Genomic DNA, 24,701 nt, shown 5'->3' on the forward strand with positions numbered 1-24,701 from the left:
TACAGGTAGAACTACACACCAACACTATACAGTGGATTATCAACGGCTTCATGCATCGGAGGTACGGGATGATGCGAATTTCCACCCTTTCAGAAATACTCAGGCCCATCCTCGCAATCACCGCCGGGCTTTTCATCTCAAGCTGGCTGTTTCATGGGGTGGAAAGGATCCGGGGTAAAATCATCATGGCTGAAGCGCTGATCCTTACTTCGGCGGTGCTGCTGATCATTTCTTCGGGCTTTTTTGTCTACTGAATTGGTCAGCAGTCTGAATAGATCAGATCGGCAATAATGAGGTAATACAACCAGGAACGGTCTGTCACTCAGCGAACACAATTTCCGCCAGCTGGCTCAAGTTTTGAATTTCGAAATCGTGCTTCGCAGTACCGGGATTCTCTGCATTTCCCGGATTAAACCAGCAGGATGGAAGGCCGGCCCTGTTGGCACCCAGAATATCCGAGCCGAGATTATCTCCGATTACCAGCATTCTTTCTCTGTTCAGCGGGCTGCCCAGCAGGGAAAAGGTGTGGGTGAAAAAAGCGGGATCCGGTTTGGCCGCACCTGCATCCTCCGAAACAATAATATGCTGGAACAGGGGTTTCAGGCCTGTGCGCTCCAGGCGCTTATGCTGGGTTTCACGGATCCCGTTGCTGATAATGGCCAGGGAGAAATGCGGTCTCAGATTCCGAAGAATCTCCTCCGCCCCTTCCATGAGATGTGCGGTGTTCTGCAGCTCTTCCAGAAAGCATGCGCTGAAGCGGTGGGCATCCGGATCGGAGGAAAGGGCGTCCCGGGGCAGTGCGTCACAGAATTGCTGAAAACGCTGGAGCCTGAGTTCCCCTGAGCTTATGCGGCCCTGCTCGAGATCCTGCCAGAGACGGCGGTTGATATTTTTGTAGACGGGAAACCAGCTTTCCTGATATTCCAGCTCCATCCGGGTACAGGCTGACCGGAAGGCATGTGCCTCGGACGCATCAAAGTCCAGAAGAGTATGATCGGCATCGAATAAAAGCCAGTCGAATTTCGGTTGCATAGTTTCTTCATATCAGGAAACAGGATTTTTGACCATTGTTCAGTCAGACTTTCTCTGTTTTGCAGTACTTTCTGCTTTGAAAAAGCCTCCGCAGATCTGTTCAATTACGGTGTTCGCCAGATACAAACCGAAAATGCCTGTGAGAGTGGGGAGACTGCCCAGTACATGCCGGGGACCATTGAGATTTTGCCGCTGATCCGGAATTTCTTCCGCCGGTCGGTTTCGTTCCGCGGACTGATAATCGAAGACTACTTCTTCAGTGGAGTACACGGTGGTAATTCCCCGACCCACACCCCGTTTACGGAGTATCAGTCTCAGCTTTTTGGCCACCGGACACATACGTGTGCTCATTAAATCATCAATCCGGATATATGCAGGATCACTGCGAAGGGCTGCCCCCATGGAGGAAACGGCGGGAATGCCCTGCTGCCAGGCGTACTCAAGGATATCGGCTTTGGGATAAAGGGAGTCTATTGCATCCACCAGCATATCCGTGGGAAGTAACGGAGATTCCATGGGGCTGAAAATCTCATCCAGTGTATCCTCTCCCGCCGCTAGGGAGCATACCTCAACTCTGCAGCGTGGGTTGATATCCAGCACCCGGTTCCGGGCAGCCTCCACTTTATTCATACCCAGGGTGGATTCAAGGGCGATCAGCTGACGATTAATGTTGGAGGGATGAATGCTGTCAAAATCCACCAGGCGGAAAGATCCGATCCCGCTTCTGGCCAGGGCCTCCAGGGCGTAGCTGCCCACTGCACCCACGCCTACCAGAGTAACCCTGCTATGCTGCAGCAGTTTGAGTTTTTCCTCACCGATGAGTCGGGAAATCCGTGAAAACCTTTCCATTTCTGAGTACTATATCAATCAGCTCATCTCTGTCAATTTCCAGAATTGCGGCAACCCGCTCATACATCGAAAGTAAAAGCTGTGAATGGCTTGTATGCCCGTCCTCCCGTTCTGATCCGTGAGGCCAGTCGCTTTCGATGAGCAGACGGTCCATGGGTATGGCTTTCAGCCAGTGAGCTGAGCTGCTCTTCCGGGCATTTCCTTCCCAGGTTCGCCTGTGCTTCCAGTGCCCACCGGGACCAACGGAAAAATAACAGTTGAATTTGAGGAAGCGTTTAAGATTCTCGGTATGCTCATACCAGGAATGAAGCATGATGGGGATATCAGGGCTGTTTCTCTCAAGCACTTCTGCCGCAGCACCCGCACAGTTCAACACGTGCAGTACCGCCGGCCGATGATATTCTAGGGCAATCTGAAGTTGACGGGAAAAATACTCCTCCTGCAGCTGCCGGGAAACTCGGGAGTAAAGACTCCTGTCCATGCCGATTTCTCCCACGCCCATGTCGGGGCGGCTTTCCAGCAGTTCACGGAGCCGCCGGAGTCGAGGATCCCCGCCGCGGGGGGCAGGTTGTTTTTTATCCGAACGTCCGTCGGGCTTGTTGCGGATATGAGCCGGATGAATTCCCGCATACGGGTGGACCCGGGGGTCACGGTTCGCAGCAAGTTCCTGCCAGTCTTCCGTGCCTGCTGAACAGCTGATGCATCGAAGATAGCCGGAGAATACGCTGTCCGGAGTGTCCTGGGTGTGGAGGTGGGCATCCAGAATGGCGGATCTCATACCGGGTTCAGAGCAGGCGGGCACCATTATGAATCTCACGGCCGCTTACTGTATCGGAAACCGCCAAAACCACCCGTTGGTGTGCATCATAAAACCCCAGCACACTGCATTGGGATTGTATTGGCCCAATCTGCTTTGGATGAAAATTCACTACCGCAAGTACCTGACGGCCGATTAATGATTCAAGGCTGTACAGATCTGTAAGGCGTGCACTGGATTTCAGGATGCCCAGATCATCCCCGAGATCAATTCTCAGAATGTAGGCGGGAACACGGGCTTCCTGAAAGATTTGAGCATCCACAATGGTGCCGACCCGTATATCCACCTTTTCAAAATCATCCCAGCCGATAAATGCATTCATTACCGGGTCTCCCGGAACCTGTTTTCTTTGCCGAATTTCCGGGAGTAGTCACGGGCGGCGTCCGCGGCACTTACTTCACCCTTGCTCTGCTTAAGGTAGTACCAGTGAGAAGATATAGCGAACAGCAAACTTCCGCTGCTTACATCGGGAAAGGCCGCATGAAGTTCAGGTGTTTTAACGGCGTCCAGGAGGGGTTCATACACTTCTTCCATCCATGAAAAGACCGCTTCATGCCAGTTCACCGGAGACGGGCTGTGTTCGCTTGCAAAATACTTATGCACTTCTATATGTTCCAGCAGGGCGTTCCATTCATCTTCACTGTCACAATGAAAACCCTGAGTCATTAATGTCTGTTTCAATAAATCGCGCTTTTCGTTGACCGGAATGTCATATACCATTGTTCCCTCCTCGAGATGAGGCACTCCTGCATCCCTATCACGCCAAATAATACCCCATATCAGAAAAAAATTAAAGATATTCATTGACATTTAACAAAAAACACCCATATCAAAAAATGTCAAAATTGTGATTTGACGCAATCTTTGGTGCACTGTCAATTGTAACCAGTGATCAGTCCCAGGGCAATGCTTCTGTACAGGAATACCGGAGTGAAGTATAGTATTTCATGCTGTTCTGCGATTATGAATACCGGGAAAAAATTCTTGAAACCCTGAACATCTCCTGGGCCGATTCTCTGGATGCCCTGCTGACAGTGTGTCGGATTGCCCGGGTATCAGAGGATTTGAAACTTGCCGCTTTTTTCTTTTCAGTCCGCTCCCGGAGGGAGTATGTTCTCGGTCCCCATTGGGGAATTGAAGCTCCTCTCATCCGCGGCAGAGTGAGCGAACATCCATGGAAACTGCTTGAGAATGATTCCCTGGAGATTCCCCCGCCCTGGAAGCTCTCTGAAGACCATTTTCTTCATCTCCTTCCTTTGTCCTCGGACCTTGTATTTGCCGCCGTAACCGATGTGGATCGCGGGGGTGCACCGATCTTCACGGCGGAGGCGCAGGATTGCTGGAGGAGTCTGCAGGGCATTATTCCCCGAAAGGATTTTGATCTCTCCCCGGCGGCTGCTTCTTCCCGGGCTCTTTCCGCCGACGGGAATCAATGAGCGTCCTGGCCTTGGAGATGTTCAGGGAGTCGTATTTGGTTTTCAGCTCAAGTACCGCCTGCTCAGCCCGGGACCGTTTTTCCTCTCCGGTTTCAAATAGTTCTGTCTGGGTGAAGTCATCCTGACTGCCCACAGAGGCGAACCCCAGTCCTATGAGCCGGACCGGCGTTCTGGAGTCCCACTTCTGTTTCAGTAAATCCAGGGCTATCCGGTAGCAGTCTTCAACAGTGATGATCTCCCGGGCAGAGCGCCGCTGAATGGTGGATGTGCTGAAATCGGCAAGGCGAAGTTTCAGGACCAGAGTTCTGCTTTTGCCGCCCTCGGCGTGAAGCCGGAAAATAATGCCGTGGGCAAGGGTGAACAGGGTATCTTCAATGACCTGAGGATCCCTGCAGTCAGCGCCGAAGGTATGCTCATTGCTGATGGAATGACTTTTCACTTCTCTGTCATATATGCCCGGATCAATACCCCGAACGATCTGGAACATGTACTCTCCCCCGGATTTACCCAGGAGATTTTGCAGGGTCTGTCTGGGAATTTGTACGATCTGGCCGATGTCCCTGATATTCAGGTCCTCAAGTTTTTGTCTGGTCTTTTTTCCAACACCCCACAAATCGGAAATCCGGAGACTGCTGATAAACTCCTGTTCGCCCCCGGGGGGGATAATGGTAAGTCCGTCGGGTTTCCGGTATGCCGAAGCCATTTTGGCCACCAGGCGGTTTGTGGCGGCCCCGACTGTGATGGTGAGGCCGCTTGTATCAAAAACCTGCTTCTTGAGGCGTTGAGCAGCTTCCTCGGGAGGACCGAAAATTCCCTGAGTGCCGGTCATGTTAATGAATGCCTCATCGATTGACACCTGGATTACTTCCGGACTGAAGTCGGAGAATATCTTCATAATTTCATGACTGGCCTTTGAATATTCCTTCATCCGCGGATGGACATAAATACCGTCGGGACAGAGACGGTATGCCTGACTGACAGGCATGGCACTGTGAACACCGAATCTTCTCGCCTCATAGGAACATGTGGAGACAACCCCCCGTTCCCCGGGCTTTGCTCCGACTATTACCGGTTTCCCCCGGTATTCGGGATGATCCCGCTGTTCCACCGCTGCGAAGAATGCGTCCATATCAACATGAAACCAGAGAGCAGTGTGGCTTCGCATCAGGATCCCTCCGGTTCTGTGTCCCGCTCTCCGTTGCCATCTGCATCCGTTTGTGTATCCCCGTCCAAATCGCCGGAAATGATGATGGTTTCCTGAATGAATTTCTGCAGTTCAACGTTCCACCTGCCGTTCTCCCGGGTAAACCGGGTCTCAGGCTCCCGGAACAGTGCCTGAATCTCTATTCTGGGCCGTGTGCGGGAGGGCAGGGTGAACTCCAGATTCAGGGGGGAGGGCGGATTGATGCCGTTCAGAAAGCGTATCTCACCCCTGCCGGTAATAAACCGGTATGGAAGGGTTGCGTCGTAGGGTGAAGTATCTTCTGATGTAAACAGACTGATCCGAATGGATTCCGCACGTTCGCTGCCGCTGTCCAGGACCAGGGAGTAGGTTGTACGTCCCAGAAAACTTCGGCTTTCCAGGGTGTAATTCAAGCGTCCGGAGATTTGGGTGACAGGAAAGGGATAGCTGGTGTTCCGGGTTTCCGCCGAAAATTCCTGACCGGCAAGGGAAAAGTCGAGTTTGCCCAGTCTTGCATTGCTGTAGGCTCTGACCCTTGTTTCAAGTTCTGTTGCGGCAGCATCGGATTGACGGCTCCGGGAATCGTATTCCCGGCTGTTTTCTCCCCGTATAATGATCTGCTGGGGCTGACGTTCAGGAAAAGGTTCCAGGACAAATGTACTCAGGAGATTTGCCAGCAGCAGCAGAAGCATGGCCAGGGCAGAGTATCTGAGAGTGAAATTTCGCCTGCCCCGGACCGGATGTGGAAACAGAAAATCAAGCCGGATCAGCATCAGCATGAAGGGAAGAAGAATGAAGGCCACGAGGAGATTGATTCCTGCATCGGAGGCTATCAGTTCGCCGATGAGCAGGGTTTCATCTATCCGGATGATATCCACCACAGAAATGGCGATGAGCATGGGCGAAAGCAGGGCGGAAATGCTTTTCAGCAGCCGGTTGCGGCTGATGGAAAAAATAAACGCCCAGAACAGGGCCCAGAGAAAGTAGTAGGCAAAATTGATGTTGATGATTCCGAATATAAACACATCCGCGGCAAGAATCAGAATGGCGGCGGCGGAATAGAAACTTCCGTTCTTTGACAGGGGGAATCGGCGAATCAGGGTGAAGAAAACGGTAAAGAGAAAACTTGCGGTAATAATCTTCAGGAGAAACAGAGGGATGGGAAGGTAGCGCCACAAATTTTCAATTCCCCTGAGCTGCTCCACCATGGAGACCATAAGACTTCCCATGAAAATAAATGCAAACATGGCGGAGTAGAGCAGGGGCAGGTTCCAGAAGTTCCTTCCCAGGGTTTTCAGATATTTTCTCCGGCGCTTGCGAAAGATGAACAGCCACAGGAGCAGCAGCAGGATGACGGCCAGAACCGTCTGCACATACAGCATCTCATTCAGGAGAAACTGTCTGGAACCGATGCTGAAGCTGAGGTAATGCTGATCCCAGAGGCCGGTAATGTCGGCGTTTTCGGCGATATCCTCGTCATCACTGGAAATCAGCAGATCATGAAGAAACTGAAGGTTCCGGGGGAGAACCGGAGAAGTTCCGGATTCCGTTTCCTGAAACTGGATGGCAATGGCGTTGAGTTCCGACTGGAGTAGCCTTCCAATTTCGCTGGGACGGGCAAGGCCGATTCGGTACAGCTGGGTTCTGCTGTTGGTAAGGCCTCCGGGAATCTCATACGCATCCAGCAGATTCTGGATATGCCGGACAAGCCACAACGGCGATACAATGCCGGTGTCGCCGTTTTCAATAATGACGGAGTCTGCGTGTGCGGCACTCCCATCCAGATATACAACCGCCTGGGGCAGCACGGCTCTGTTGATGGAGAGGTACTCACGCATCCCCTTCTGCTCATCCATGCTCCCCAGGAAATAAATTTCAAGATTTGCCGCCGGCATCTCTTCTTCAAGGTTCGCCAGAATGCTCAAGACCGCTGCAAGGGTTTCAAGAGTATCAAGCCGGCTGGAGTCTGGGCCTGAATCGGAGTCGGGGGTGGAGTCTGAGTCAGGGGCGGAGTCTGAGTCAGGGGCGGAGTCTGAGTCGGGGGCGGAGTCTGAGTCGGGGGCGGCATCACCCCCGGATGCGTCCCCCTGGGAAGTACCTCCCCGGGTAGCACGGGTTCCCGGGGGCAGAACATAGGGAAGGATCACCGTCAGGCGGCTTTGTTGCTCACCTGGAATAGAGAACCGGACGTTGCGGCCGAAACTGTGGAACTGCTCCCTCCGGGATATTTGCTGCCAGTCCCGGAGAATTCCGTGTTCGTCGGCGAAGCGGCCCAGATAATTGAAAAGCTCAGCGGCCTCGGGACTGTTTTCTCTGGCTTCGCCGATATTTTTCAGCTCATTGAAGATTTGTTCATAGCGGAGAACGGCGTCTGTGGGATAATCAGCTACGGAATCCTGTGCATGAATAACAGAACCGGAGAGAAACCGTACGGAACATTCCCCGGGAAGGAGCGCAGCAAAGATTCCGGTCACCAGCAGAAGCGTAACCAGTGCCGGGACCCGGAATCGCATTCCGTAGAGTTTCCGTCCCTGGGAATACATCATTCTTCTCCGTAATGAAGATCAAGCCGTGAACGCTCGCTGTGGCGTTCCAGCCCCAGACGGATCAGTTCATTCAAAAGTTCCCGGTAGCTGAGACCGCCGGCTTCGCACATCTTTGGGTACATGCTGATGCTTGTGAACCCGGGCATGGTGTTCACTTCGTTGATGAATATGCTGCCGCTGTCCCGGTCCACAAAGAAGTCCACCCGTGCAAGGCCCTGGCCGCCCAGAGCCTTGAAGGCTTCCTCCGCCATATTCCGGATCCGCTGGGTGCTGGCCGGACTGAGATCTGCAGGGATTTCCAGACGGGCTCCCTTTGGGTCAAGATATTTCCCGCTGTAATCATAAAAATCGTGGGACGAGATCACCTCTCCCGGAGGAAATGATCTGATTTCCCGATTCCCCAGGACCGAGCATTCTATTTCCCGTGCGTTAATGGATGTTTCGATCAGCAGATCATTGTCAAAGTGAAAGGCGGTATCCAGTGCCTGAGCAAGCTGCTCCGGACGGCGCACTTTGCTGATGCCCACCGAGCTTCCCGCACGGCAGGGTTTTACGAAAAAGGGTGCACCCAACTCGCTGCTCCAGCGGGTGAACAGCACTTCAGGAGTAACTTCCTGAGCTTCATGGTCCTGCCGGCTGTAACGGATGAAGGGAACAACCGACAGTCCCTCTTTCCTCCACAATTCCTTTGCTTTCACCTTGTCCATTCCGAAGGCGCTGGCAAGAACTCCTGCGCCGGCGTAGGGCAGTCCGATCATCTCCAGAAATCCCTGAACCGTGCCGTCCTCGCCGAAGGTGCCGTGAAGAACAGGAAACACCAGATCGATTTTGAGCAGCTTTCCGTTCACCCCGAGCCCCCTGCCGGGCATTGCGTTAACCTCATTCCCCGGCTGAATTTCCGGATCGCTTCCGGCAATAACCTTTTCCAGCTCGGTTTCGTCCTGAAGATGCCAGACTCCCTCTTCATCTATTCCCACCAGAAGAAGCTTGTAACGGGATCTGTCGATATTTCTGATAACCGATCCCGCAGATACCCGGGAAACCTGGTGCTCACCGGTTTTTCCCCCGTAAAGAATTACAATGTTCAATTTTGGCTCATTCATACCTTATCCGCTCTCTTGTAGTGTACATCAATTTCCTATGCCGGACATACAGATCCGATCAGCTATTTCTGCCGGGTATATCCCATCTGCTCCAGGCAATCTCTGGCAACAGATTCCTCATCCCAGGCCTGCTTGCCAGCCGCGGTGATAATGCTGCCTTCATGCCCCTTACCCAGCATTACAACAGTATCACCTTCCCCGGCCATGGAAAAGGCTGCAGATATGGCTGAGCGCCGGTCAGCAATTTCATGGATCTCAACAGCATGCCCTGATTCCCTGGCGCCCCGGCTTATATCCCGGATAATATCCATGGAGTCTTCCAGCCTGGGATCCTCATCGGTAATAACTAGAATATCGGCATATTCTGCGGCGATGGCACCCTGAATGGGACGCTTTGCAGTATCCCGTTCCCCTGCTGAGCCGAATACTGCGATGAGTCTGCCTCTGCATGACTCCCGAAATAGAGGAAATACTTTGGTGAAGCTTCCCGGAGTGTGGGCATAGTCCACAATGGCGGTGAACGGCTGTCCGTGGAAAAGGGGCACCATTCGGCCCTTCACACCCTTCAACCCCGCCGCTGCACCGGCGATTTCCCGCACAGGTACCGAAAGAAGTTCAGAAAGCAGGGCTGTACATCCAAGTACGTTATCAATATTAAACCCGCCGGGAATGGGAAGATGCATTTCCAGGGCCTCTGTCTGATCAATAAGCTGTTTCAGACTCTTTCCGGCAGGCTGCCCGGACCAGGCGGATTTCTCAACCACTCTCAGGCTGAAGCGGTTGCCGTCGCTCAGATGCTCCACCGGATGGGCGGCGAACAGAATGTCCGCAAGATCCAGATCTTTCCGTGCCTCTGTCCTGGGCCAGTCACCGGACTGGCTGCTGATAAATGCGCATATCCGGGCGGAGCGTTCAGCCGCCGCCCGGGCAATGTAGGAAAAGTTCGGGTCCTCAAGATTGATCACAGCAACAGATGTGTTCGACGCATCCGGCTGTGAATCCTTCAGCTGGCGGAAGAGATTGGTTTTATCGCTGAGATACTGGGGGAAACTTCCGTGAAACTCCAGATGCTCGTGGGAGATATTGGTGAATATCGCCCCGTCGTATTCCAGATCCAGCAGACGGGAGGTTTTCCGGCTCAACCCGTGGCTTGTGGATTCCACCACAGCCGCCTGCTTTCCGTTGGCCCGCATCTCTGCCAGCAGACGATGGATGTCCGGAGCCTCGGGCGTGGACTGTCTGAGCATGTTGTTACGGGTCTCCGTGCCGGTCTGCATTGCAACGGTGGAGATAAAGCCCGCGGGAATACCCAGATCATTCAGCAATTGATGCAGAAATGCCACCGTTGAGCTTTTACCGTCGGTACCGGTTATCCCGATAACTGTTAAATCACGGTGAGGATAATCATGGAAGGCTGCACTGCAGCGGGAAAGTGCCTGTCGGCTGCTTTCAGCTGCAATGAAAACCGGATGAGGCAGCTGTATGTCCCGGGGAAAATCATCGGGAATCCCGTCCTGAATAAGCCTGCTCACAAACTCATCTTTCGTCTGAAAAACAACTGCAGCAGCACCCTTTTCCAGGGCCGTGGCAATAAAGCGGTGGCCGTCGGTATGAGCTCCGGGAATGGCGAAGAACATCGAACCGGGCCCCACATCCCGGGAATCATATACCAGAGAAGAAACTTCCGGATCCAGGGAACTATTATCCGCCCGTTTCATTGTATTGCAGGCGGCAAGCAAAGCTGATAATCTCTTTTTGTTCATTTTTCGGAGTCTACCAAGCTGCCATGACTCCTGCAAGACAGCTCCCCGCCTGGAGGCATATTGGACATCCTTGAGCACACCTATCTGACAAGCCAGCTGTTTGCATACATCGGCAACAAACGGGCCCTTTTACCCTTTCTCAAAGAACAGTTTGAATACATCGGCCGGGAAGCGGGGTTCAGCATGAATCCCGCAGACCCGACTTCCCGTCCCCGCTTTTACGACCCCTTCGCAGGTACCGGATCGGCTTCCCGCCTTGCACGGCTGATGGGTATGGACGTTCATGCCAATGATTGGGAAGACTATAGCCGGATTTTCAATTCCGCATACCTAATGGAAGATGCTCAAAGCGTGGAGAGGCTGTTCGACTCAGCCGGCGGCCTGGAGTGGGTCCTCCGGGAGTTGAACCGCTACGGAAATAGATGCAGCGCAGACGGACTGGATGACCCTGAGTCACAGGCCTACATATCCAAATACTATGCACCCCAATCCACTGCCGAAGCAGATATCTCCGGAGAACGCCTGTTCTATACCGCTGAAAATGCCCGATTCATCGACGGGGTGAGATGGAAAATACAAAACGAGTATCCCGCTGACAGCCGTGAATCCCGGCTGCTCATTGCCCTGCTTCTCTACCAGGCGGGTACCCACGCGAACACCTCAGGGGTATTTAAAGCCTACCACAAGGGCTTCGGCGGTCACGGGAAAGACGCTCTGCAGCGCATTCTGAAACCCATGGAGTTGCCGTATCCCCGGCTTCCTCAAAGGGAACTGCTGCCCCGGGATCAGAATATCAGGGTGAGCTCCAGTGACGCTCTGTCCATATCAGGATCCAGCTACGATATGGTGTATTTGGATCCTCCCTACAACCAGCATCAATACGGCAGCAACTATTTTATGCTCAACAGTATTGCCAGGTGGGACAAACCGAAGATCAGCACCCGAATCGGAGCTGACGGAAAACTGACTGAGAAAGCCGGAATACGGAAGGACTGGGTGCGCACCCGCAGCGATTTCTGTTACCGGGATCTGGCGCCGGATGCATTTCAGCAGCTTCTCGATTCCCTGGATGCCCCGGATATTCTGCTCAGCTATAACAGCGAGGGGATCATCCCCTTTGAACAGCTTCTGGAGATCATGAGCGAACAGGGCCGGGTTGAAATGCTCACCCGGGATTACACCACATACCGGGGCGGGAGGCAGAGCAGCACCCGGAAAGTGGGGAACCTTGAGTTCATTCTTCATCTGAACCGCCGCCGTCAAATGACTCCGGGGGCTGAACACCGCATACAGGAGCTGCTTCTCATGAACAGGCTGCAGCGCCTCTCTGCAGGCTGGTTTCAGCCGGAGATTCTATCTGGATGTTTTCCGGATAAGCAGCTGCCTCTCCTGGGCTGCTGTGAGCTGCCGGAATTTTTCGAGTTTTCCAGGGATGATCAGGCGCAGATCCGAACCCTTGCATCTTCCACACGGAATTCTGACAATCACGACAATCCGTCCTTCCGGGAACTTAAGCAGCTTGTTGACACCCTGGAAGGGGCGCAAATTCAGGATCATGCCAGCAGAGTGAAGGTTGTCTCGGGGATTCTTCAGCAGAAACATGCCATGATGTGCTCCGGGGGGCGGCCTGCACGGATTCAGCCTGCCCGGATTCTGCCGGCACAGATCCGCCGTTATATTAAAACCCTGCTCTGGAGTCTGAAGAAACTGGGCTTCCGAAAATACGCCAGGGAATTTGATGAGCTTGAGAAGCAGCTGCGGGAGGGGATTCAATCCGGTCGCCTGCCCGACTTCTCCCGGGAACTGGATGAGGCCGTTGACCGGGTGCGCCCCCGGATGCGTTAGGTTAACCCGTCGGGCAGCCCCTTTAATACGGCGGGACAGCCATCACGAAACAGGATGCACCCGAGAACATACTGAGGGTGTCATTGTTATTGAAGTGGATCGGGGGTTAAAAAAAGTAGATCGGGTTTTAAAAAATAGACGGGGCTGCCTGAGTTCATTTCTCAGACAGCCCCGCTGTTGCTTGTGAGCCCGGTTCTTCAACCGGTTATCGATAAAAATATCGCTATCGATGTGGAAACTGATATCGATGTCGGGCTCTTAGCGGTTACCTTCACTGGAATAGAGGAAGTTAAAGTAATCCATATCCGTTGAAAGAGTCTTGTTGAAGCCCGGAACCGTACGCCGGTAGCTTTCCACCGCCCGCCAGAATTCGAAGAACTGCGGATCCTGGGCATAGGCCTGTGAATAAATCCGGGCAGCCTGGGCGTCCGCCTCACCTTTAATAATCTCGGCTTCCTCGTACCCTTCGGAGATGATCCGACGCTTCTCGTTTTCCAGTTGTCCCAGCAGTTCCTGACGCTGACCTTCACCGAATGAGCGGTAAAATTCCGCCACCCGGTTACGTTCGGATATCATCCGGTCGTACACACGGTCGATCAGATCGTCACTGTAGCGAACATGACGGATCACCAGGTCGATGAGTTCAATGCCCAAATCCTCAACGGTGGGTCTGCTGGTGGCCAATGCGTCGGCCGTGAGCTCCGAACGTCCCCGCTGAATATTGGGCTGGCTGCCGGTGCTGGTTGCCTGTTCCAGCTGGCGCTGAAATTCCCGCTGATCAAACCCCTCGGTGTTGATGGACAGGTTTTCCAGCTCTTCACTCTTCACTTCAACTTCGTTGATCTGGTTTGAGTCCCGTACGATGGAATTCAGGGTATTCTGACTCACAACTGTACGGACCCCTGATTCGATTATGTCGTCAAGACGACGGTATGCTGCGGTCATATTTCCCAGTCTGGAGTAGAACTGTTCCGGATCGGATATACGCCACCGTGCGGTGGTATCCAGAATAATGAATTCGCCGCCTACTGTGGGCATTTCTTTGGGATCACCGTCCCATGGCTGGATCTTCTTGCTGTAGACCACCACGTTATCGATGAAAGGAGTCTTGAACTTAAGTCCGGCTTCGGTATCGCTTCTGACAATCTGTCCAAAGCGGAGAATTACCGCCTGTTCCCCTTCATTGAGTACATAAAACGGTCCCAATGCAAAGAAGAGAATTCCCAGAACCACAATTATACTGAGTACGATGATGAGTCTTCGTGTTGCCTTATTCACTGTGTACCTCCCTGTGTCTGGCCCTGTTGCTGGTTCAGATTCAGCAGGGGAAGAAAGTTCTGCAGATCCCGGTCGATAAGATTTGTAGTTTCGGCATCCTGGAATACCTCTTCAACCATTTCATAATAAAGACGGGTTCTCGTGGTATCCGGATCGTTGCTGTACTCTCCAAGGACGGCAATAAAACGTGCTACATCCCCTTCGGCCTGGTTCACCCGCTCGTTGGCATAGCCCTGTGCAGTCTGAATGGCCCGTTCCTTTTCACCCCTAGCTCTTGGGATCTCGGTATTGTAGGCCTGCTGACCTTCGTTGATCAGACGCTCCATGTCCTGCTGGGCGTCCTGAACATCCTTAAATGCCTCTTCCACTCTTCCGCTGGGGGGTAAAACATTTTTCAGTTCCACAGTGGTAACATTTATGCCCAGTTCATAATCATCAAAAATCACATTCATGTCCTGCCGGGCCTGATCCTCAATAGCCGGTCTGGCGGGGCCGAGCACCGCATTGAGACTCTCATCTCCCACCAGGCGGTTGATAACCGACTTGCTGATATCGGAAATGGTTTTGTAAGGATCATCCACGTTAAACAGCCAATTCTGCGGATCTGTGATGAGAAACTGAATTACCCACTCAACATCAATAATATTGATATCCCCGGTGAGCATCACCGATTCTTCAGGATAATCCCGTGTGTCGTACACCGTTTGAACGCCCGGTTCCAGGGCGCGGTATCCGAACGACATGGATTGATTCAGTTCGGTGGGAACAATGAAATGCTGTTCTATGCCGAAAGGAATCTTAAAGTGCAGTCCCGCACCCTTTGTGCGATTGTATCTGCCCAATCGGGTAATTACGGCCTGCTCAGTGGCATCCACCTGGAAAAAGGTGCTTAAAGCGCCCCCAAGCACCACAAGACCAACCAGTATAAGGATGATCATGGAAGTGGTGATGGTTCCGCCTGCCTTTTTCTTAGGGCGGTTTTCATCTGACATACTGCCTCCTTGATTTCGTTGTCAATATCTACAGGTACACATTCCTGAAAAGAATATTCAACTCCAAGCCCCGCTTCATACCGTTTCGTCGGAACTTCGGCCTGCGGGGACTCCTCTAAAGTATACCCCATTTTCATCAGGGTCAAACAGGAGCAAATTTTACTCCAGGGCGGATTATTGGTAGATTTTCATACGGAACGCAATCAGTACACAAAATGATACTGCAATTCAGCAACGAATACCGCAGTGGGGGGAGATGATTATATGAAACGCAACAGTGTAAGAATAATTCTCGTTGTATTGGCACTGCCGATACTGTTGATTCTGGGAGCAGGGGTTTTTGCCGCCGCCGATGCCCTTGCATTCGCCGGCTCCGGTCAGTTTCACAGCGAGGAAACAGAGTATGCGGTTTTTTATCCTGATGATGTGCATGAGAATGATCTTTCCCCCGGTGAGCTTCCGGCGGTGCTGCTGATCCATGAATGGTGGGGGTTGAATGAAGAACATATCATCAAAGCACAGGCCCTTGCCGCCCGGGGATATGTGGTGTATGCCTCGGATGCATACGGGGGGAAACTTGCCCGGACCGTTCCCGGTGCGCTGTTTCTTACATTCACCCAAAACAATAGTGAAATCTATTCAAGAATTGATGACAGTTATGCGGATATGATTGCCGATCCCCTGGTGGATCCGCAGCGCACCGCCGTGGCAGGGTTCTGTTTCGGCGGCCGACAGGCAATGATGCTGGGAATCCGGAACGATCAGCCCGCCGCAACTGTTACCTTTTACGGAAGCGGCCTGGTAACCAATCCCGAGGAACAGGGCAGTCTGGGAGAGAACGGTCCCGTACTGGGGATTTTCGGTGAAGAGGATGCCAGCATTCCCCTGGAAGAAGTTGCAGAGTTTAAATCCGCCCTTGAAATCAGGAATGTTGAATATGAACAGGAAATATATTCCGGGGTGGGGCATGCCTTTGTGAAAGCCGGTGAGCTGAACGGGCCCGGTGCTTCCGCCCGGGCATGGCGGAGATTCCTCGGTTTTCTTGAAGCGGAACTCTGAGCTGTAGCTCTGAACCGATATTGAAAGCTCGGCTGTGAGGAACTGCCGTACATTACCGGGCCGCCCGGCCGGTACGGATCAGCCTGATGGTAGGTGCCGGGGCGGACCCCTGAAGCTGCTTCAGCCCCCGCTCTTTTCCAGCATTGCAATGAGCTCATGAAGTTTGCTCCGGTCTTCCTCAGGAAGTCTGTGAGCAAACTTCAGCTGGAAGTGTTTCAGACCGTCAAATTCAAGGTGGGTGAAACTGAGCTGGCCTTCTTTCTGTCCCGAAAGACCTCCGGAGAAAAAATCCAGGAAAAAACGGCACAGGGCCTGGAGCTGATCCAGGCTGAAATGCTTACGCAGATGAGCGGTCAGTTCCGACGGTATTGAACGGGCCTCATGCTCATCAAGAATTCCTTCTTCCAGCCATAGTTTGCTGAGCATGGCCTGGAAGAGGCTGCAGCTTTCTTCGCTTACCATCTGAAGATGTTTGTGGGTGATCTCTGTAGCCTGACGGATAAACTCATCTCCCGGACCGCCGCCGTTGCTGCTCTGTTCCGATGTAGTTGACATTCGTTAAACCTGCCTTCTATAGTGTCTCATTATGAAGAAACGTTTAGTAACCAGTGCTCTCCCCTATGTAAACAATATCCCGCATCTGGGCAACCTCATTCAAGTCCTTTCTGCTGATGTTTTTGCCCGCTTTTCCCGTCAGAAGGGCTACGACACCCTCTATATCTGCGGATCAGATGAATACGGCACCGCAACTGAAACCCGTGCCCGGGAAGAGGGGATGAGCCCCAGGGAACTCTGTGATAAAAATCATGCCATTCATAAGGATATTTATGAATGGTTCAATATCAATTTTGATCATTACGGCCGGACCTCCACGGAATTTCAAACCAGGATCGTCCAGGATATTTTCACCAAGGTATATAACAACGGCTATATCAACCAGCATACCATCAAGCAGCTCTATTCTGAAAAGAGTGAAATGTTTCTTGCCGACCGCTATGTGAAGGGCGAATGTCCCCATTGTCATTATGACGATGCCCGGGGCGATCAGTGCGAGCACTGTGGGAAGCTGCTGGATCCTGAGCATCTCATCAATCCGGTGAGCATCATGGATAACAGTACGCCTGTGTTGAAGGAGACCACTCATCTCTACCTGGATCTGCCCAAAGTTCTGCCCCTTCTTCAGGAATGGATGGATGAAGCAAGCGAACGGGGGAAGTGGGCCAGGAATGCGGTTCAGATGACCCAGGCATGGATCAGAGACGGACTGAAGGAACGTGCCATTACCCGGGACCTGAAATGGGGAATCCCGGTTCCCCTGGAAGGCTTTGAGGACAAGGTGTTTTATGTGTGGTTTGATGCTCCCATCGGATATATTTCCATTTCCGCAGAATATGCAGCCAAATCCGGTGACCCCGACGGGTGGAAGGAGTGGTGGCTGAACCCCGATGAAGTGGAATTGTTCCAGTTTATCGGTAAAGACAACATCCCGTTTCATACGGTAATTTTCCCTTCATCTCAGCTTGCCTCGGGAGATGACTGGACCATGCTCCACCATATGAGCAGTTCAGAATATATGAACTACGAAGGCGGAAAATTTTCCAAGAGCAAAGGTATCGGCGTATTCGGAAACGATGCCAAGGACACGGGAATTCCTGCGGACGTATGGCGCTTCTACATATTCTATAACCGTCCGGAAACCTCGGATTACGTGTTTACCTGGAAGGATTTTCAGGAAAAAACCAATAAAGAGCTGATCGGAAACCTGGCGAATCTGGTGAACCGTACCCTCAGCTTTTCTGTCCGCTTTTTTGACGGAAAGCTGCCGGTACCCGACCTGAACAATTCCGACAGTTCGGTGTTCTGGAAGGAAGTAACCAGGCTGGAGCAGGAGATTACCACCCATCTGGAGTGGGCCCAGCTTCGGGATGCGTTCAGGAAAATCTTTGCACTGGCAAGCTACGGTAACAAGGTATTCCAGGAGTCGGAGCCCTGGAAGCTCCGGGAGAGCAATCCCGGGGAAGCTCAGCGCATACTCAGCGACCTTGCGTACCTGGTCAGGGATCTATCCATTCTGGTTCGCCCCTACATACCGGAAACCGCAGAGCGGATCGCCGCCTTCCTGGGAATGGAAGCAGGGGCTGAGAGCGCGGACTGGAGCAAGCTCGGCAGCGCAGCAGCGGTCGAATTTCCCATTCCTGTGATTTCCTCCCCTGAGATTCTGTTCAAGCAGCTGGACGGGACGCACATTGAGGAATTGCGGAAGCGTTTTGCCGGAAGTCAGGCTGAGCGGGCGGAAGCCGCCGCCCAAAAGAGCAGCTCCGGCGGGGAATCCGATAAAAAATCCGAAAAAAAGAAACTGAGCAAAGCTGAAAAAATCCGCAAACAGGATGAAGGCCTGCGTCTGGATCAGCGCTTCACCAAACGGGTTGAGCTCCGTGTCGCAAAAATTGTGAAAATTGAACGTCACCCCGAGGCTGAGAAGCTCTATATAGAAACCCTGGACGACGGCAGCGGCGAAGAACGGAGTATCGTCTCCGGTCTGGTTCCTCATTACAAAGAGGAAGAATTGCTGAACCGGAATATTATTCTTGTGGCCAATCTCAAGCCGGCCAAGCTTAGGGGTGTCAAGAGCCATGGAATGCTTTTAGCCGCCAGCTCCAAGGCTGAGGGTGAAGAAGTTGTGGATGTGATATTTGCCGACCATGCACAACCCGGCGATCAGGTGCATGTAAGCGGACTGGAACCCCAGGGTGAAAAAGACCGCATAGACATAGACACCTTCTTTGATATCCCGTTAACCTCCGAGAATCATGAGATCGCCGTGGGCGGCAAGCCCCTGCAGGTTGCCGGGAAAGCGCTTCGCTCAGCGAAAGTGGCAAACGGGGCAGTGGGCTGATGGAAGAGAATCCTGTCCGCTGCATTCCCCGGGATGTTTCGGTACTGGAAGACAATGAAGAACTCATTCAGTCCGGTATCTGGGCACGGCAGAAGGAAGCCTTCGGCTGGTCGGCCCGTGCCTTTGAAGTATCCCCGGCAGATTCCGGGGACGAAAAGAATGCCCGGGCACATGCCCCTGTATACATTCTTGTGCTCATCCGCAGCCTGCCCGCCGGTCTGAAGCTGGCATACATCCCCTATGCTCCTGATCTCAATCACATTACAACCCTTCAGCAGAGTCTGGAAGACCGGAATATTCATTCCAGTCCCGCCGATCTGCTTGAATCCATAGGACAGGCAGTCCGGCGCCACATTCCTTCCCTTTTCTGTGTGCGCTTCGATCTGAACTGGGGGGTAAATCCCGGCTTCCCCGGATTTCTGGCAGGAAGAAGTTTGACCCCGGACAGCTCATCCGATGCCTCTTCAGCAAGTGTCTCTTCTGCTGAACAGGCACCGGTATTCTCCAGACCTGCGCAGTGGGATTACCCGGAAATTTCCTGGTTAAACACCGGTCTGGATAATTCAGCACTGAAAAAGTCCCTTGCAGATATCCAGCCGCCGGATACGGTGATTCTCCCGATCGGGACAGAGGCAGGAACCTCAGCCCCACTTGCAGAAAATACCCAGCCAAACAAGGAACAGGGCACGCAACCAGATACCCGATCGGATGAACAGGGCGAACAGGAACTTCTCAGCGGGATGAAGAGCAAAACCAGGTACAATATCCGACTGGCCGGGAAGAAAGGGGTCATCATCCGCCGGGTGGACCGATCCGACTACAGCGTCCCCGCTGAACTGGAGAAGTGGTATGAGCTTTACCGGATTACCGAGGAGCGAAACCGTATCGGGGTTCACGGCTGTGATTATTATGCGGGCTGTTCCAGCGCACCCGGGACGATCAATGCATCCTTTATCTGGCGGAACATGAAGACGACCTTCTTGCGGGAATTATCGTCACCCGGAAAGGGAATCTTGCACGGTACCTGTACGGGGCCAGTTCAAATGTAAAGCGAAATCTGATGCCCGCCTACGCCCTGCAATGGCGGGCAATACGGGATATGAGATCCGCCGGATGCACCTATTACGATTTTTTCGGAATCCCTCCGTTTGCTGAAAAAGGACACCCCATGTACGGTCTCTATCAGTTCAAAATTGGCTTCGGAGGGCAGGCCGTTCATACTCCGGGGGCCTGGGATCTGCCGGTGCGCCCACTGCTGTATCAGCTGTACAGGTGGGCTGAATTCCTGAGAATGTACTACCTGCGGGTTCTGCGAAAACGGTAGTAACATTTCTTGTTAACCTCAGTACCACCCCTTGTACCATTCTGCTGCATGCCCGGTACAGACTTCTATGCATTCTGATCAGGGATCCTGTATGGCGAATTCCTTCTCCATTTTTTCATAGTAGTTGATAATTTTCCGTACATAGCTGCGCTTATTTCCGTAATCCCGGTAGTAAAAGGAACGTTTAAAGCCATAGATAATCATATCCTTCAGTTGACCCGGAGTGATGCTGAAGTTGTCCAGGGCAAGAGCAATCTCATTGGTGACGGTGGTGTGGCTTACCAGGCGATTGTCGGTGCAGAGGGTAACGCTCAGCTTTTTATCCAGCATCTGTCCCAGCGGATGCTGTCCCACCGAGGGAATTTCCGGACTGGTCTGAAGGTTGCTGCTCAAGCAGACTTCAAGGGTTATCCGTTTATCGGCAATTATCTGCTGAAGTCCGTGAAGATACCCCGGGCGGTCCCTGATCTTTTCATCATGTATCATATGCTCATGGAACAGGTGCAGCCCGTGGCCGATGCGGTCGGCGTGAAGATCGGTAATGGCCTGGAAGATGCTTTCGGGGCCGTATGCCTCTCCGGCGTGAACTGTCTTGTTAAGAAAGTTTTTATGAACATGATCATAACTTGCCTGGTGTGCCGAGGCCGGGTATCCGTACTCACTGCCCGCAAGATCAAATGCCACTATCTGAATGTCGCTTTCCCCGCGAAGCTGCACCGCAGCCCTGGCCAGTTCAAGGCTCGCGTACTGGATAATTTCTCTTTCACTGCTGTAGGGGTGGGCATGTACAAGGTCGGCAAAGTAGGGGCTGAAGTGTTCGTTGAAAAACCGCATAGCGCATACAATCATGCCGTATTCAAATTCCGGTTCATCCCCGGTGAGTGCAGCATTAAACTCGTCACGCTTGCGGCGGAGGCCCCTGTCCACAGCCTCCATAACTTCCCGGAAACCCATACCCGGGCGGATATGCAGCTGGGGGGCAAAACGCACCTCCAGATACCGTACCCCCTCCAGGATATTGTCCTCCGCCAGCTCGTATGCGATCCGTTCCAGGGATTCAGGATCGTCCATCACCCTGGTGGTGTATGCAAAACCTGCAAGATATTCGTTCAAATTCCCGTATGAGGTTTTGAATACCGTATCGATGAGACCCTGCTCGGTATATGCCGGAAGTTCAATATGCTTGTCTTGTGCAAGCTCGATCAGAGTGGACAGGCGCAGTGACCCGTCCAGGTGAACATGAACATCAGTTTTCGGTATTGCCCGTAAAAATTCATTATTGTACCATTTCATTTCATCAACCTATTCAAAATGCCGGAAACCGTCCAGTAAAATGCACGCCGTGAGTTCAATGAATGCTATTGTCCCGGGACGGTTCTCAGGATAAGATATACACCAGTTATTCACCGACTCCGGAATCAGTATGGATGCACAACTGCCGGGGCAGTATGGAAGGATTCTGATGCTGCATTGTTACAGAACCATATCCTCAATCCTGGGGGTTCTGCTTCTCTCTTTGCCGATTTTCCCTGAACGTCCCTTCTTCCCCGCAGCTCATCCGGCATCGGTATTATCTCGTATCGAAGAGCGGGAGTCTATAACAGAAACCGTCTTCCGGGCCCTCCCGGCGGAGAGCAGCGCAGCTATTGATCTCAGCTCGGTGCCTCAACGGTTGTATATTCGCCGCTTTCCCGAAGAGTGCCGCATTGAGGCCGCCGGTTTTCAACTGATCAGACGTCCGGAGCTTGACGAAAGATATTATCATGCCTACGAGACCATAGGGTTTCAGCCGGACTCCGGGAATGGGGAGCATGCCATCAGGTTTACCAATCCCGGATACGTCGCCTCAACGCTGATATTCAGCGAGCACTCCCGCAACCGGTCATCCGGGGTGGAACCGGTTCACTCGGTGGAAGAAACCGAAAACGGCGTTTTTCTTGAAATCAAGCTTGAGCGGGATCCCCGGCGTTCGCTGATGCGCTACCAGGGAAGCCTGGAAACAGGAAGCCAGCCCAAGAGCCTTCTCTTTCATCCCCGGGGAGAGATGCTTTTTGCCGCCCTGCTGGCGGGCTACGGAGTTGATATGTTCAGTTGGCAGGGAGAGCCTGCCGCCGGAAATATCTTCCATACCCCCCTTCACATCCCCGGCGAAAATTCCGCCGGTGGAAGATCATCATCCTCCGGTTTTGTGGAAATGGGTTTTGATTCCGCCAGGGATCAGCTCTGGGTGAGCCAGATGACCACAGGTCAGGTTCACGTTCTGGATATCCCCCTGGCACAGGTGGCCGCAAGCATTGAAACCGGAGGCCGATGGTCAAAGGTGATCTCCTTTGATCACGGGAAGGAATTCGCATTTGTCTCCAACTGGCTGAGCGGAAACATCTCGGTGATCAGTACCGGAAACCGTTCTCTGCTGGGTCATATCCCCACCGGGGGCATCCCCAGAGGGCTGGCCCTTGCGCCGGATAATTCCAGATTATTCGCCGCAGATTATGCCGATGGCCGACTTCTGTCGTTTCATCTTGAGCCCCTTTATGAAAACGTTGAAACCTCCGCCCCGGCGGATCCGTCGGACCGGGAAGTCGGTGCTCTTGTGCCCGATATTCTTGATTCCGGTCCCGGAGCAAAACGCCATATTGTTATTTCCCGGGAGAGAAATCGAGCCTATGTGTCTGATATGATGTACGGGAGGATCCACGGGTATGATCTCAGCAGCGGGGAGGAGGTTGTACGCCGTTACGTCGGCCCCAAGCTGAATACCATTGTTCTGGACCCTGGGGAGGAATTTCTCTATGTGAGTTCTCGGGGCCGGAATAATCCGGACAGCTATCTGATTCCCGGTCCGGATTTCGGAAAAATTTATGTTCTGGATGCGGTAACTCTTGAGCTGGTGGACTGGACCTGGGGGGCGAACCAGCCCACCGGTCTGGCAATTTCGCCCGACGGGCGGACTCTGGCGTTCAGCGACTTTCTGGACGATAGAATAGAGCTCTACGATGTGTCCGCACTGTCAGCGGTGAACCCACTTCTACGCTGGTCCCTGAGGTACCGGAATAAAGTTCTTCAGATGTTCGACGGCGGCGATGAACTGCCTGCCCCGATGAAACTCATTCAGAAACATGCCGAAACTGGCACAGCCAGGTGAAAGAAGCAGAACCGGCCCTGACTCCGGATCTGACCCCGGATGATCCGAACTGAACTCCTGCATGGCCTGGACCGCAGCCTGTACCGCAGCCTCCATTGAGGAATAGCTGACTGGATTGGCAGGGGTCCCCCCCATGCTGCTGTGGATCAGCTTTGAAATTTCAACGCTGCCGCTTCCTTCCAGAAGGAAGCTTTTCTCCGCCTTGTTCATTGCAGAAATAATGGGGCCCGGATCCAGACCCTTATCGCTTCCTCCGCAAAGCAGAAATACCGGGGAATTAAACGCCTCCACCGCTGCCAGACATGCTTCGGGAATGGTGGCCGCAGAGTCGTTGTACACCCTGCAGCGCATTCCAGAACTTTCCATGCCCAGTTCGCCCAGGAACTGCAGCCGGTGCTCAACGCCTGGAAAATTGACCAGAAGTCCGGGAATCTCCTCCCGTGCAAAACCGGCTTTTTCCAGAAGGAGGGCGGTGAGTTTAAGATTCTCAGTCTGATGTTCTCCGGGGACCAACAGTTTCTCCGGCAGCAAAGATGCCGCCTGTACCCCTTCATCCGCCGCATCCACTGTATTTCCCCCGGCCGCACTCAAAAAACCTGGCGTCCATTCCCCGGCATTTCCGATGATGCTCCAGCTGGTTGTGTTCATCGGACTGAAGAGAGATCGTTTGTCCGCAACATAGGACTCCATGTTGCCGTAGTAATCCTGATGATCCACGAAAATATTGGTGAGAATCCCCCAATCGGGCCAATGCATGCCGTGGCTGAAGAGATTTCCCGACCCGGATTCACCAACCAAATGAAGGTCTCCGATCTGAAATGAAGAGAGTTCAAGCACCACCCATGGATGCCGCCGGGGATCGGTCCGTCGGGAGCCGGGCCCGGAAAGAGTATGAAACTCCGCGGCATGATGCTCCAGGGCACTGCGGATATCGTCCAGGAAGAGCAGGGGAGAGATGGTGATATTGCCTCCCATAAATGAGGTGACCCCTGCGGTTCTCAAGGCGTGGTGCAGAGCACTGGTGGTGCTGCTTTTCCCTTTGGTTCCGGTTATCCCCACCACCTGCGCATGGGCTGAATCCCCTCCTTTCCGGAGATCCTCCTCCATGGCCTTCAGGTTTCGTAAAAACAGACTGATATCTGTCTCGACGGCAACACCCTGTTCCAAGGCCAGTCTCAACAGAGGCGCATTACGGGGAACTGCCGGATTTTTTACAATCAAATCGCAGTCTGTGAAATCCTCACGGCGATGTTCACCCAGAACATATCTGATATCCAGATCCTGAAGGCTGTCCAGACTGGATTCAAGGGTGGCGGCGTCCCGCAAATCGGTGACGGTTACCTTTGCACCCCTGGAGACGCAGAAGCGGGCTGCAGCGGCTCCGCCTCCGTGAAGCCCCAGACCCATCACCGTGACTCGAAGATTTTTCATAT

General features: G+C 53.0%; 22 protein-coding genes. 8 read left to right on the forward strand and 14 right to left on the reverse strand.

The window, feature by feature from the left end; genetic code table 11:
- Nucleotides 1-68: 68 nt before the first annotated feature.
- Nucleotides 69-254 carry a hypothetical protein gene (locus L21SP2_RS07460; RefSeq protein ID WP_024267894.1) on the forward strand — a complete coding sequence of 62 codons (186 nt, stop codon included), beginning with the start codon at nucleotides 69-71 and terminating at the stop codon, nucleotides 252-254.
- A 64-nt stretch (nucleotides 255-318) separates the two neighbouring features.
- Here the strand turns inward: L21SP2_RS07460 and L21SP2_RS07465 are convergent, their stop codons facing one another.
- Genes L21SP2_RS07465 through L21SP2_RS07485 form a run of 5 tightly spaced genes read right to left on the reverse strand, consistent with a single transcriptional unit; the run spans nucleotide 319 to nucleotide 3,418 of the window.
- On the reverse strand, nucleotides 319-1,032 hold the full coding sequence (locus L21SP2_RS07465; protein ID WP_024267895.1) for a YjjG family noncanonical pyrimidine nucleotidase: 714 nt from the start codon (nucleotides 1,030-1,032) through the stop codon (nucleotides 319-321).
- 39 nt (nucleotides 1,033-1,071) lie between these two features.
- Entirely contained in the window at nucleotides 1,072-1,881 is an 810-nt protein-coding gene (locus L21SP2_RS07470) for a tRNA threonylcarbamoyladenosine dehydratase (protein ID WP_024267896.1), read from the reverse strand.
- Nucleotides 1,844-2,659, reverse strand: coding sequence for a TatD family hydrolase (locus tag L21SP2_RS07475; protein WP_024267897.1), 816 nt, complete (start codon nucleotides 2,657-2,659; stop codon nucleotides 1,844-1,846). Before L21SP2_RS07475 ends, L21SP2_RS07470 begins: the two co-directional genes overlap by 38 nt.
- A 7-nt stretch (nucleotides 2,660-2,666) precedes the next feature.
- On the reverse strand, nucleotides 2,667-3,020 hold the full coding sequence (locus L21SP2_RS07480; protein WP_024267898.1) for a tRNA-binding protein: 354 nt from the start codon (nucleotides 3,018-3,020) through the stop codon (nucleotides 2,667-2,669).
- Complete coding sequence (locus L21SP2_RS07485) at nucleotides 3,020-3,418, reverse strand: hypothetical protein (RefSeq protein WP_024267899.1); 399 nt, start codon at nucleotides 3,416-3,418, stop codon at nucleotides 3,020-3,022. Before L21SP2_RS07485 ends, L21SP2_RS07480 begins: the two co-directional genes overlap by 1 nt.
- 227 nt (nucleotides 3,419-3,645) lie before the next feature.
- Here L21SP2_RS07485 and L21SP2_RS07490 point away from each other — a divergent pair, with 227 nt between their 5' ends.
- Nucleotides 3,646-4,134, forward strand: a complete 489-nt coding sequence (locus L21SP2_RS07490; protein ID WP_041401333.1) for a hypothetical protein — start codon at nucleotides 3,646-3,648, stop codon at nucleotides 4,132-4,134.
- Here the strand turns inward: L21SP2_RS07490 and dinB are convergent.
- From dinB to L21SP2_RS07510, 4 genes are all read right to left on the reverse strand, one after another.
- Nucleotides 4,058-5,299 carry a DNA polymerase IV gene (gene dinB, locus L21SP2_RS07495; RefSeq protein WP_024267900.1) on the reverse strand — a complete coding sequence of 414 codons (1,242 nt, stop codon included), beginning with the start codon at nucleotides 5,297-5,299 and terminating at the stop codon, nucleotides 4,058-4,060. The two genes, L21SP2_RS07490 and dinB, sit on opposite strands and share 77 nt — an antisense overlap.
- Nucleotides 5,299-7,863: a hypothetical protein gene (locus L21SP2_RS07500; protein ID WP_211233436.1), complete on the reverse strand. Its 2,565-nt coding sequence runs from the start codon at nucleotides 7,861-7,863 to the stop codon at nucleotides 5,299-5,301. The genes dinB and L21SP2_RS07500 overlap by 1 nt, the downstream gene beginning before the upstream one ends.
- The gene (locus L21SP2_RS07505) at nucleotides 7,860-8,966 is read right to left on the reverse strand and encodes a D-alanine--D-alanine ligase family protein (protein WP_024267902.1); all 1,107 of its coding nucleotides are present in this window, start codon (nucleotides 8,964-8,966) and stop codon (nucleotides 7,860-7,862) included. The genes L21SP2_RS07500 and L21SP2_RS07505 overlap by 4 nt, the downstream gene beginning before the upstream one ends.
- 62 nt (nucleotides 8,967-9,028) lie before the next feature.
- Nucleotides 9,029-10,729, reverse strand: coding sequence for a Mur ligase family protein (locus L21SP2_RS07510; RefSeq protein ID WP_041401335.1), 1,701 nt, complete (start codon nucleotides 10,727-10,729; stop codon nucleotides 9,029-9,031).
- Nucleotides 10,730-10,789: 60 nt separating this feature from the next.
- Here L21SP2_RS07510 and L21SP2_RS07515 point away from each other — a divergent pair, with 60 nt between their 5' ends.
- Nucleotides 10,790-12,574 carry a DNA adenine methylase gene (locus L21SP2_RS07515; RefSeq protein WP_024267904.1) on the forward strand — a complete coding sequence of 595 codons (1,785 nt, stop codon included), beginning with the start codon at nucleotides 10,790-10,792 and terminating at the stop codon, nucleotides 12,572-12,574.
- Nucleotides 12,575-12,832: 258 nt separating this feature from the next.
- Here L21SP2_RS07515 and hflC read toward each other — a convergent pair whose 3' ends face one another.
- Together hflC and hflK are read right to left on the reverse strand one after the other, a co-directional pair.
- The gene (gene hflC / locus L21SP2_RS07520) at nucleotides 12,833-13,852 is read right to left on the reverse strand and encodes a protease modulator HflC (protein WP_024267905.1); all 1,020 of its coding nucleotides are present in this window, start codon (nucleotides 13,850-13,852) and stop codon (nucleotides 12,833-12,835) included.
- Nucleotides 13,849-14,844: an FtsH protease activity modulator HflK gene (hflK, locus tag L21SP2_RS07525; RefSeq protein WP_024267906.1), complete on the reverse strand. Its 996-nt coding sequence runs from the start codon at nucleotides 14,842-14,844 to the stop codon at nucleotides 13,849-13,851. The genes hflC and hflK overlap by 4 nt, the downstream gene beginning before the upstream one ends.
- 264 nt (nucleotides 14,845-15,108) lie before the next feature.
- Between hflK and L21SP2_RS07530 the strand changes: the two genes are divergently transcribed.
- Nucleotides 15,109-15,903 carry a dienelactone hydrolase family protein gene (locus L21SP2_RS07530; protein WP_024267907.1) on the forward strand — a complete coding sequence of 265 codons (795 nt, stop codon included), beginning with the start codon at nucleotides 15,109-15,111 and terminating at the stop codon, nucleotides 15,901-15,903.
- 120 nt (nucleotides 15,904-16,023) lie between these two features.
- Here L21SP2_RS07530 and L21SP2_RS07535 read toward each other — a convergent pair whose 3' ends face one another.
- Entirely contained in the window at nucleotides 16,024-16,458 is a 435-nt protein-coding gene (locus tag L21SP2_RS07535; protein ID WP_024267908.1) for a hypothetical protein, read from the reverse strand.
- 31 nt (nucleotides 16,459-16,489) lie between these two features.
- Here L21SP2_RS07535 and metG point away from each other — a divergent pair, with 31 nt between their 5' ends.
- Genes metG through L21SP2_RS19235 form a run of 3 tightly spaced genes read left to right on the forward strand, consistent with a single transcriptional unit; the run spans nucleotide 16,490 to nucleotide 20,123 of the window.
- On the forward strand, nucleotides 16,490-18,799 hold the full coding sequence (gene metG, locus L21SP2_RS07540) for a methionine--tRNA ligase (protein WP_024267909.1): 2,310 nt from the start codon (nucleotides 16,490-16,492) through the stop codon (nucleotides 18,797-18,799).
- Nucleotides 18,799-19,848 (forward strand): peptidoglycan bridge formation glycyltransferase FemA/FemB family protein, encoded by a 1,050-nt coding sequence (locus L21SP2_RS17085; protein WP_053335627.1) that lies wholly within the window; start codon nucleotides 18,799-18,801, stop codon nucleotides 19,846-19,848. Before metG ends, L21SP2_RS17085 begins: the two co-directional genes overlap by 1 nt.
- Complete coding sequence (locus tag L21SP2_RS19235) at nucleotides 19,788-20,123, forward strand: lipid II:glycine glycyltransferase FemX (RefSeq protein WP_425277211.1); 336 nt, start codon at nucleotides 19,788-19,790, stop codon at nucleotides 20,121-20,123. Before L21SP2_RS17085 ends, L21SP2_RS19235 begins: the two co-directional genes overlap by 61 nt.
- Nucleotides 20,124-20,201: 78 nt before the next feature.
- Here the strand turns inward: L21SP2_RS19235 and L21SP2_RS07550 are convergent, their stop codons facing one another.
- Nucleotides 20,202-21,416, reverse strand: a complete 1,215-nt coding sequence (locus L21SP2_RS07550; RefSeq protein ID WP_024267910.1) for an adenosine deaminase family protein — start codon at nucleotides 21,414-21,416, stop codon at nucleotides 20,202-20,204.
- Nucleotides 21,417-21,546: 130 nt separating this feature from the next.
- Between L21SP2_RS07550 and L21SP2_RS18360 the strand changes: the two genes are divergently transcribed.
- A complete protein-coding gene (locus L21SP2_RS18360) occupies nucleotides 21,547-23,268 on the forward strand; it encodes a YncE family protein (RefSeq protein ID WP_053335629.1) in 1,722 nt (573 codons plus the stop codon).
- On the opposite strand, the gene L21SP2_RS18005 is transcribed toward L21SP2_RS18360, so the two are convergent.
- Nucleotides 23,152-24,699 (reverse strand): Mur ligase family protein, encoded by a 1,548-nt coding sequence (locus tag L21SP2_RS18005; RefSeq protein ID WP_244437955.1) that lies wholly within the window; start codon nucleotides 24,697-24,699, stop codon nucleotides 23,152-23,154. The genes L21SP2_RS18360 and L21SP2_RS18005 overlap by 117 nt on opposite strands.
- Nucleotides 24,700-24,701: the final 2 nt, after the last annotated feature.

The sequence above is a fragment of the Salinispira pacifica genome, assembly GCF_000507245.1.
GTDB classification, from domain to species: domain Bacteria; phylum Spirochaetota; class Spirochaetia; order DSM-27196; family Salinispiraceae; genus Salinispira; species Salinispira pacifica.

What these genes read in the sequence shown, in the direction of transcription:
- L21SP2_RS07460 (WP_024267894.1), top strand. Translation starts at nt 69, where the DNA reads ATGATGCGAATTTCCACCCTTTCAGAAATACTCAGGCCCATCCTCGCA.
- L21SP2_RS07465 (WP_024267895.1), bottom strand. Translation starts at nt 1,032, where the DNA reads ATGCAACCGAAATTCGACTGGCTTTTATTCGATGCCGATCATACTCTT.
- L21SP2_RS07470 (WP_024267896.1), bottom strand. Translation starts at nt 1,881, where the DNA reads ATGGAAAGGTTTTCACGGATTTCCCGACTCATCGGTGAGGAAAAACTC.
- L21SP2_RS07475 (WP_024267897.1), bottom strand. Translation starts at nt 2,659, where the DNA reads ATGAGATCCGCCATTCTGGATGCCCACCTCCACACCCAGGACACTCCG.
- L21SP2_RS07480 (WP_024267898.1), bottom strand. Translation starts at nt 3,020, where the DNA reads ATGAATGCATTTATCGGCTGGGATGATTTTGAAAAGGTGGATATACGG.
- L21SP2_RS07485 (WP_024267899.1), bottom strand. Translation starts at nt 3,418, where the DNA reads ATGGTATATGACATTCCGGTCAACGAAAAGCGCGATTTATTGAAACAG.
- L21SP2_RS07490 (WP_041401333.1), top strand. Translation starts at nt 3,646, where the DNA reads ATGCTGTTCTGCGATTATGAATACCGGGAAAAAATTCTTGAAACCCTG.
- dinB (WP_024267900.1), bottom strand. Translation starts at nt 5,299, where the DNA reads ATGCGAAGCCACACTGCTCTCTGGTTTCATGTTGATATGGACGCATTC.
- L21SP2_RS07500 (WP_211233436.1), bottom strand. Translation starts at nt 7,863, where the DNA reads ATGATGTATTCCCAGGGACGGAAACTCTACGGAATGCGATTCCGGGTC.
- L21SP2_RS07505 (WP_024267902.1), bottom strand. Translation starts at nt 8,966, where the DNA reads ATGAATGAGCCAAAATTGAACATTGTAATTCTTTACGGGGGAAAAACC.
- L21SP2_RS07510 (WP_041401335.1), bottom strand. Translation starts at nt 10,729, where the DNA reads ATGAACAAAAAGAGATTATCAGCTTTGCTTGCCGCCTGCAATACAATG.
- hflK (WP_024267906.1), bottom strand. Translation starts at nt 14,844, where the DNA reads ATGTCAGATGAAAACCGCCCTAAGAAAAAGGCAGGCGGAACCATCACC.
- L21SP2_RS07530 (WP_024267907.1), top strand. Translation starts at nt 15,109, where the DNA reads ATGAAACGCAACAGTGTAAGAATAATTCTCGTTGTATTGGCACTGCCG.
- L21SP2_RS07535 (WP_024267908.1), bottom strand. Translation starts at nt 16,458, where the DNA reads ATGTCAACTACATCGGAACAGAGCAGCAACGGCGGCGGTCCGGGAGAT.
- metG (WP_024267909.1), top strand. Translation starts at nt 16,490, where the DNA reads ATGAAGAAACGTTTAGTAACCAGTGCTCTCCCCTATGTAAACAATATC.
- L21SP2_RS17085 (WP_053335627.1), top strand. Translation starts at nt 18,799, where the DNA reads ATGGAAGAGAATCCTGTCCGCTGCATTCCCCGGGATGTTTCGGTACTG.
- L21SP2_RS07550 (WP_024267910.1), bottom strand. Translation starts at nt 21,416, where the DNA reads ATGAAATGGTACAATAATGAATTTTTACGGGCAATACCGAAAACTGAT.
- L21SP2_RS18360 (WP_053335629.1), top strand. Translation starts at nt 21,547, where the DNA reads ATGGATGCACAACTGCCGGGGCAGTATGGAAGGATTCTGATGCTGCAT.
- L21SP2_RS18005 (WP_244437955.1), bottom strand. Translation starts at nt 24,699, where the DNA reads ATGAAAAATCTTCGAGTCACGGTGATGGGTCTGGGGCTTCACGGAGGC.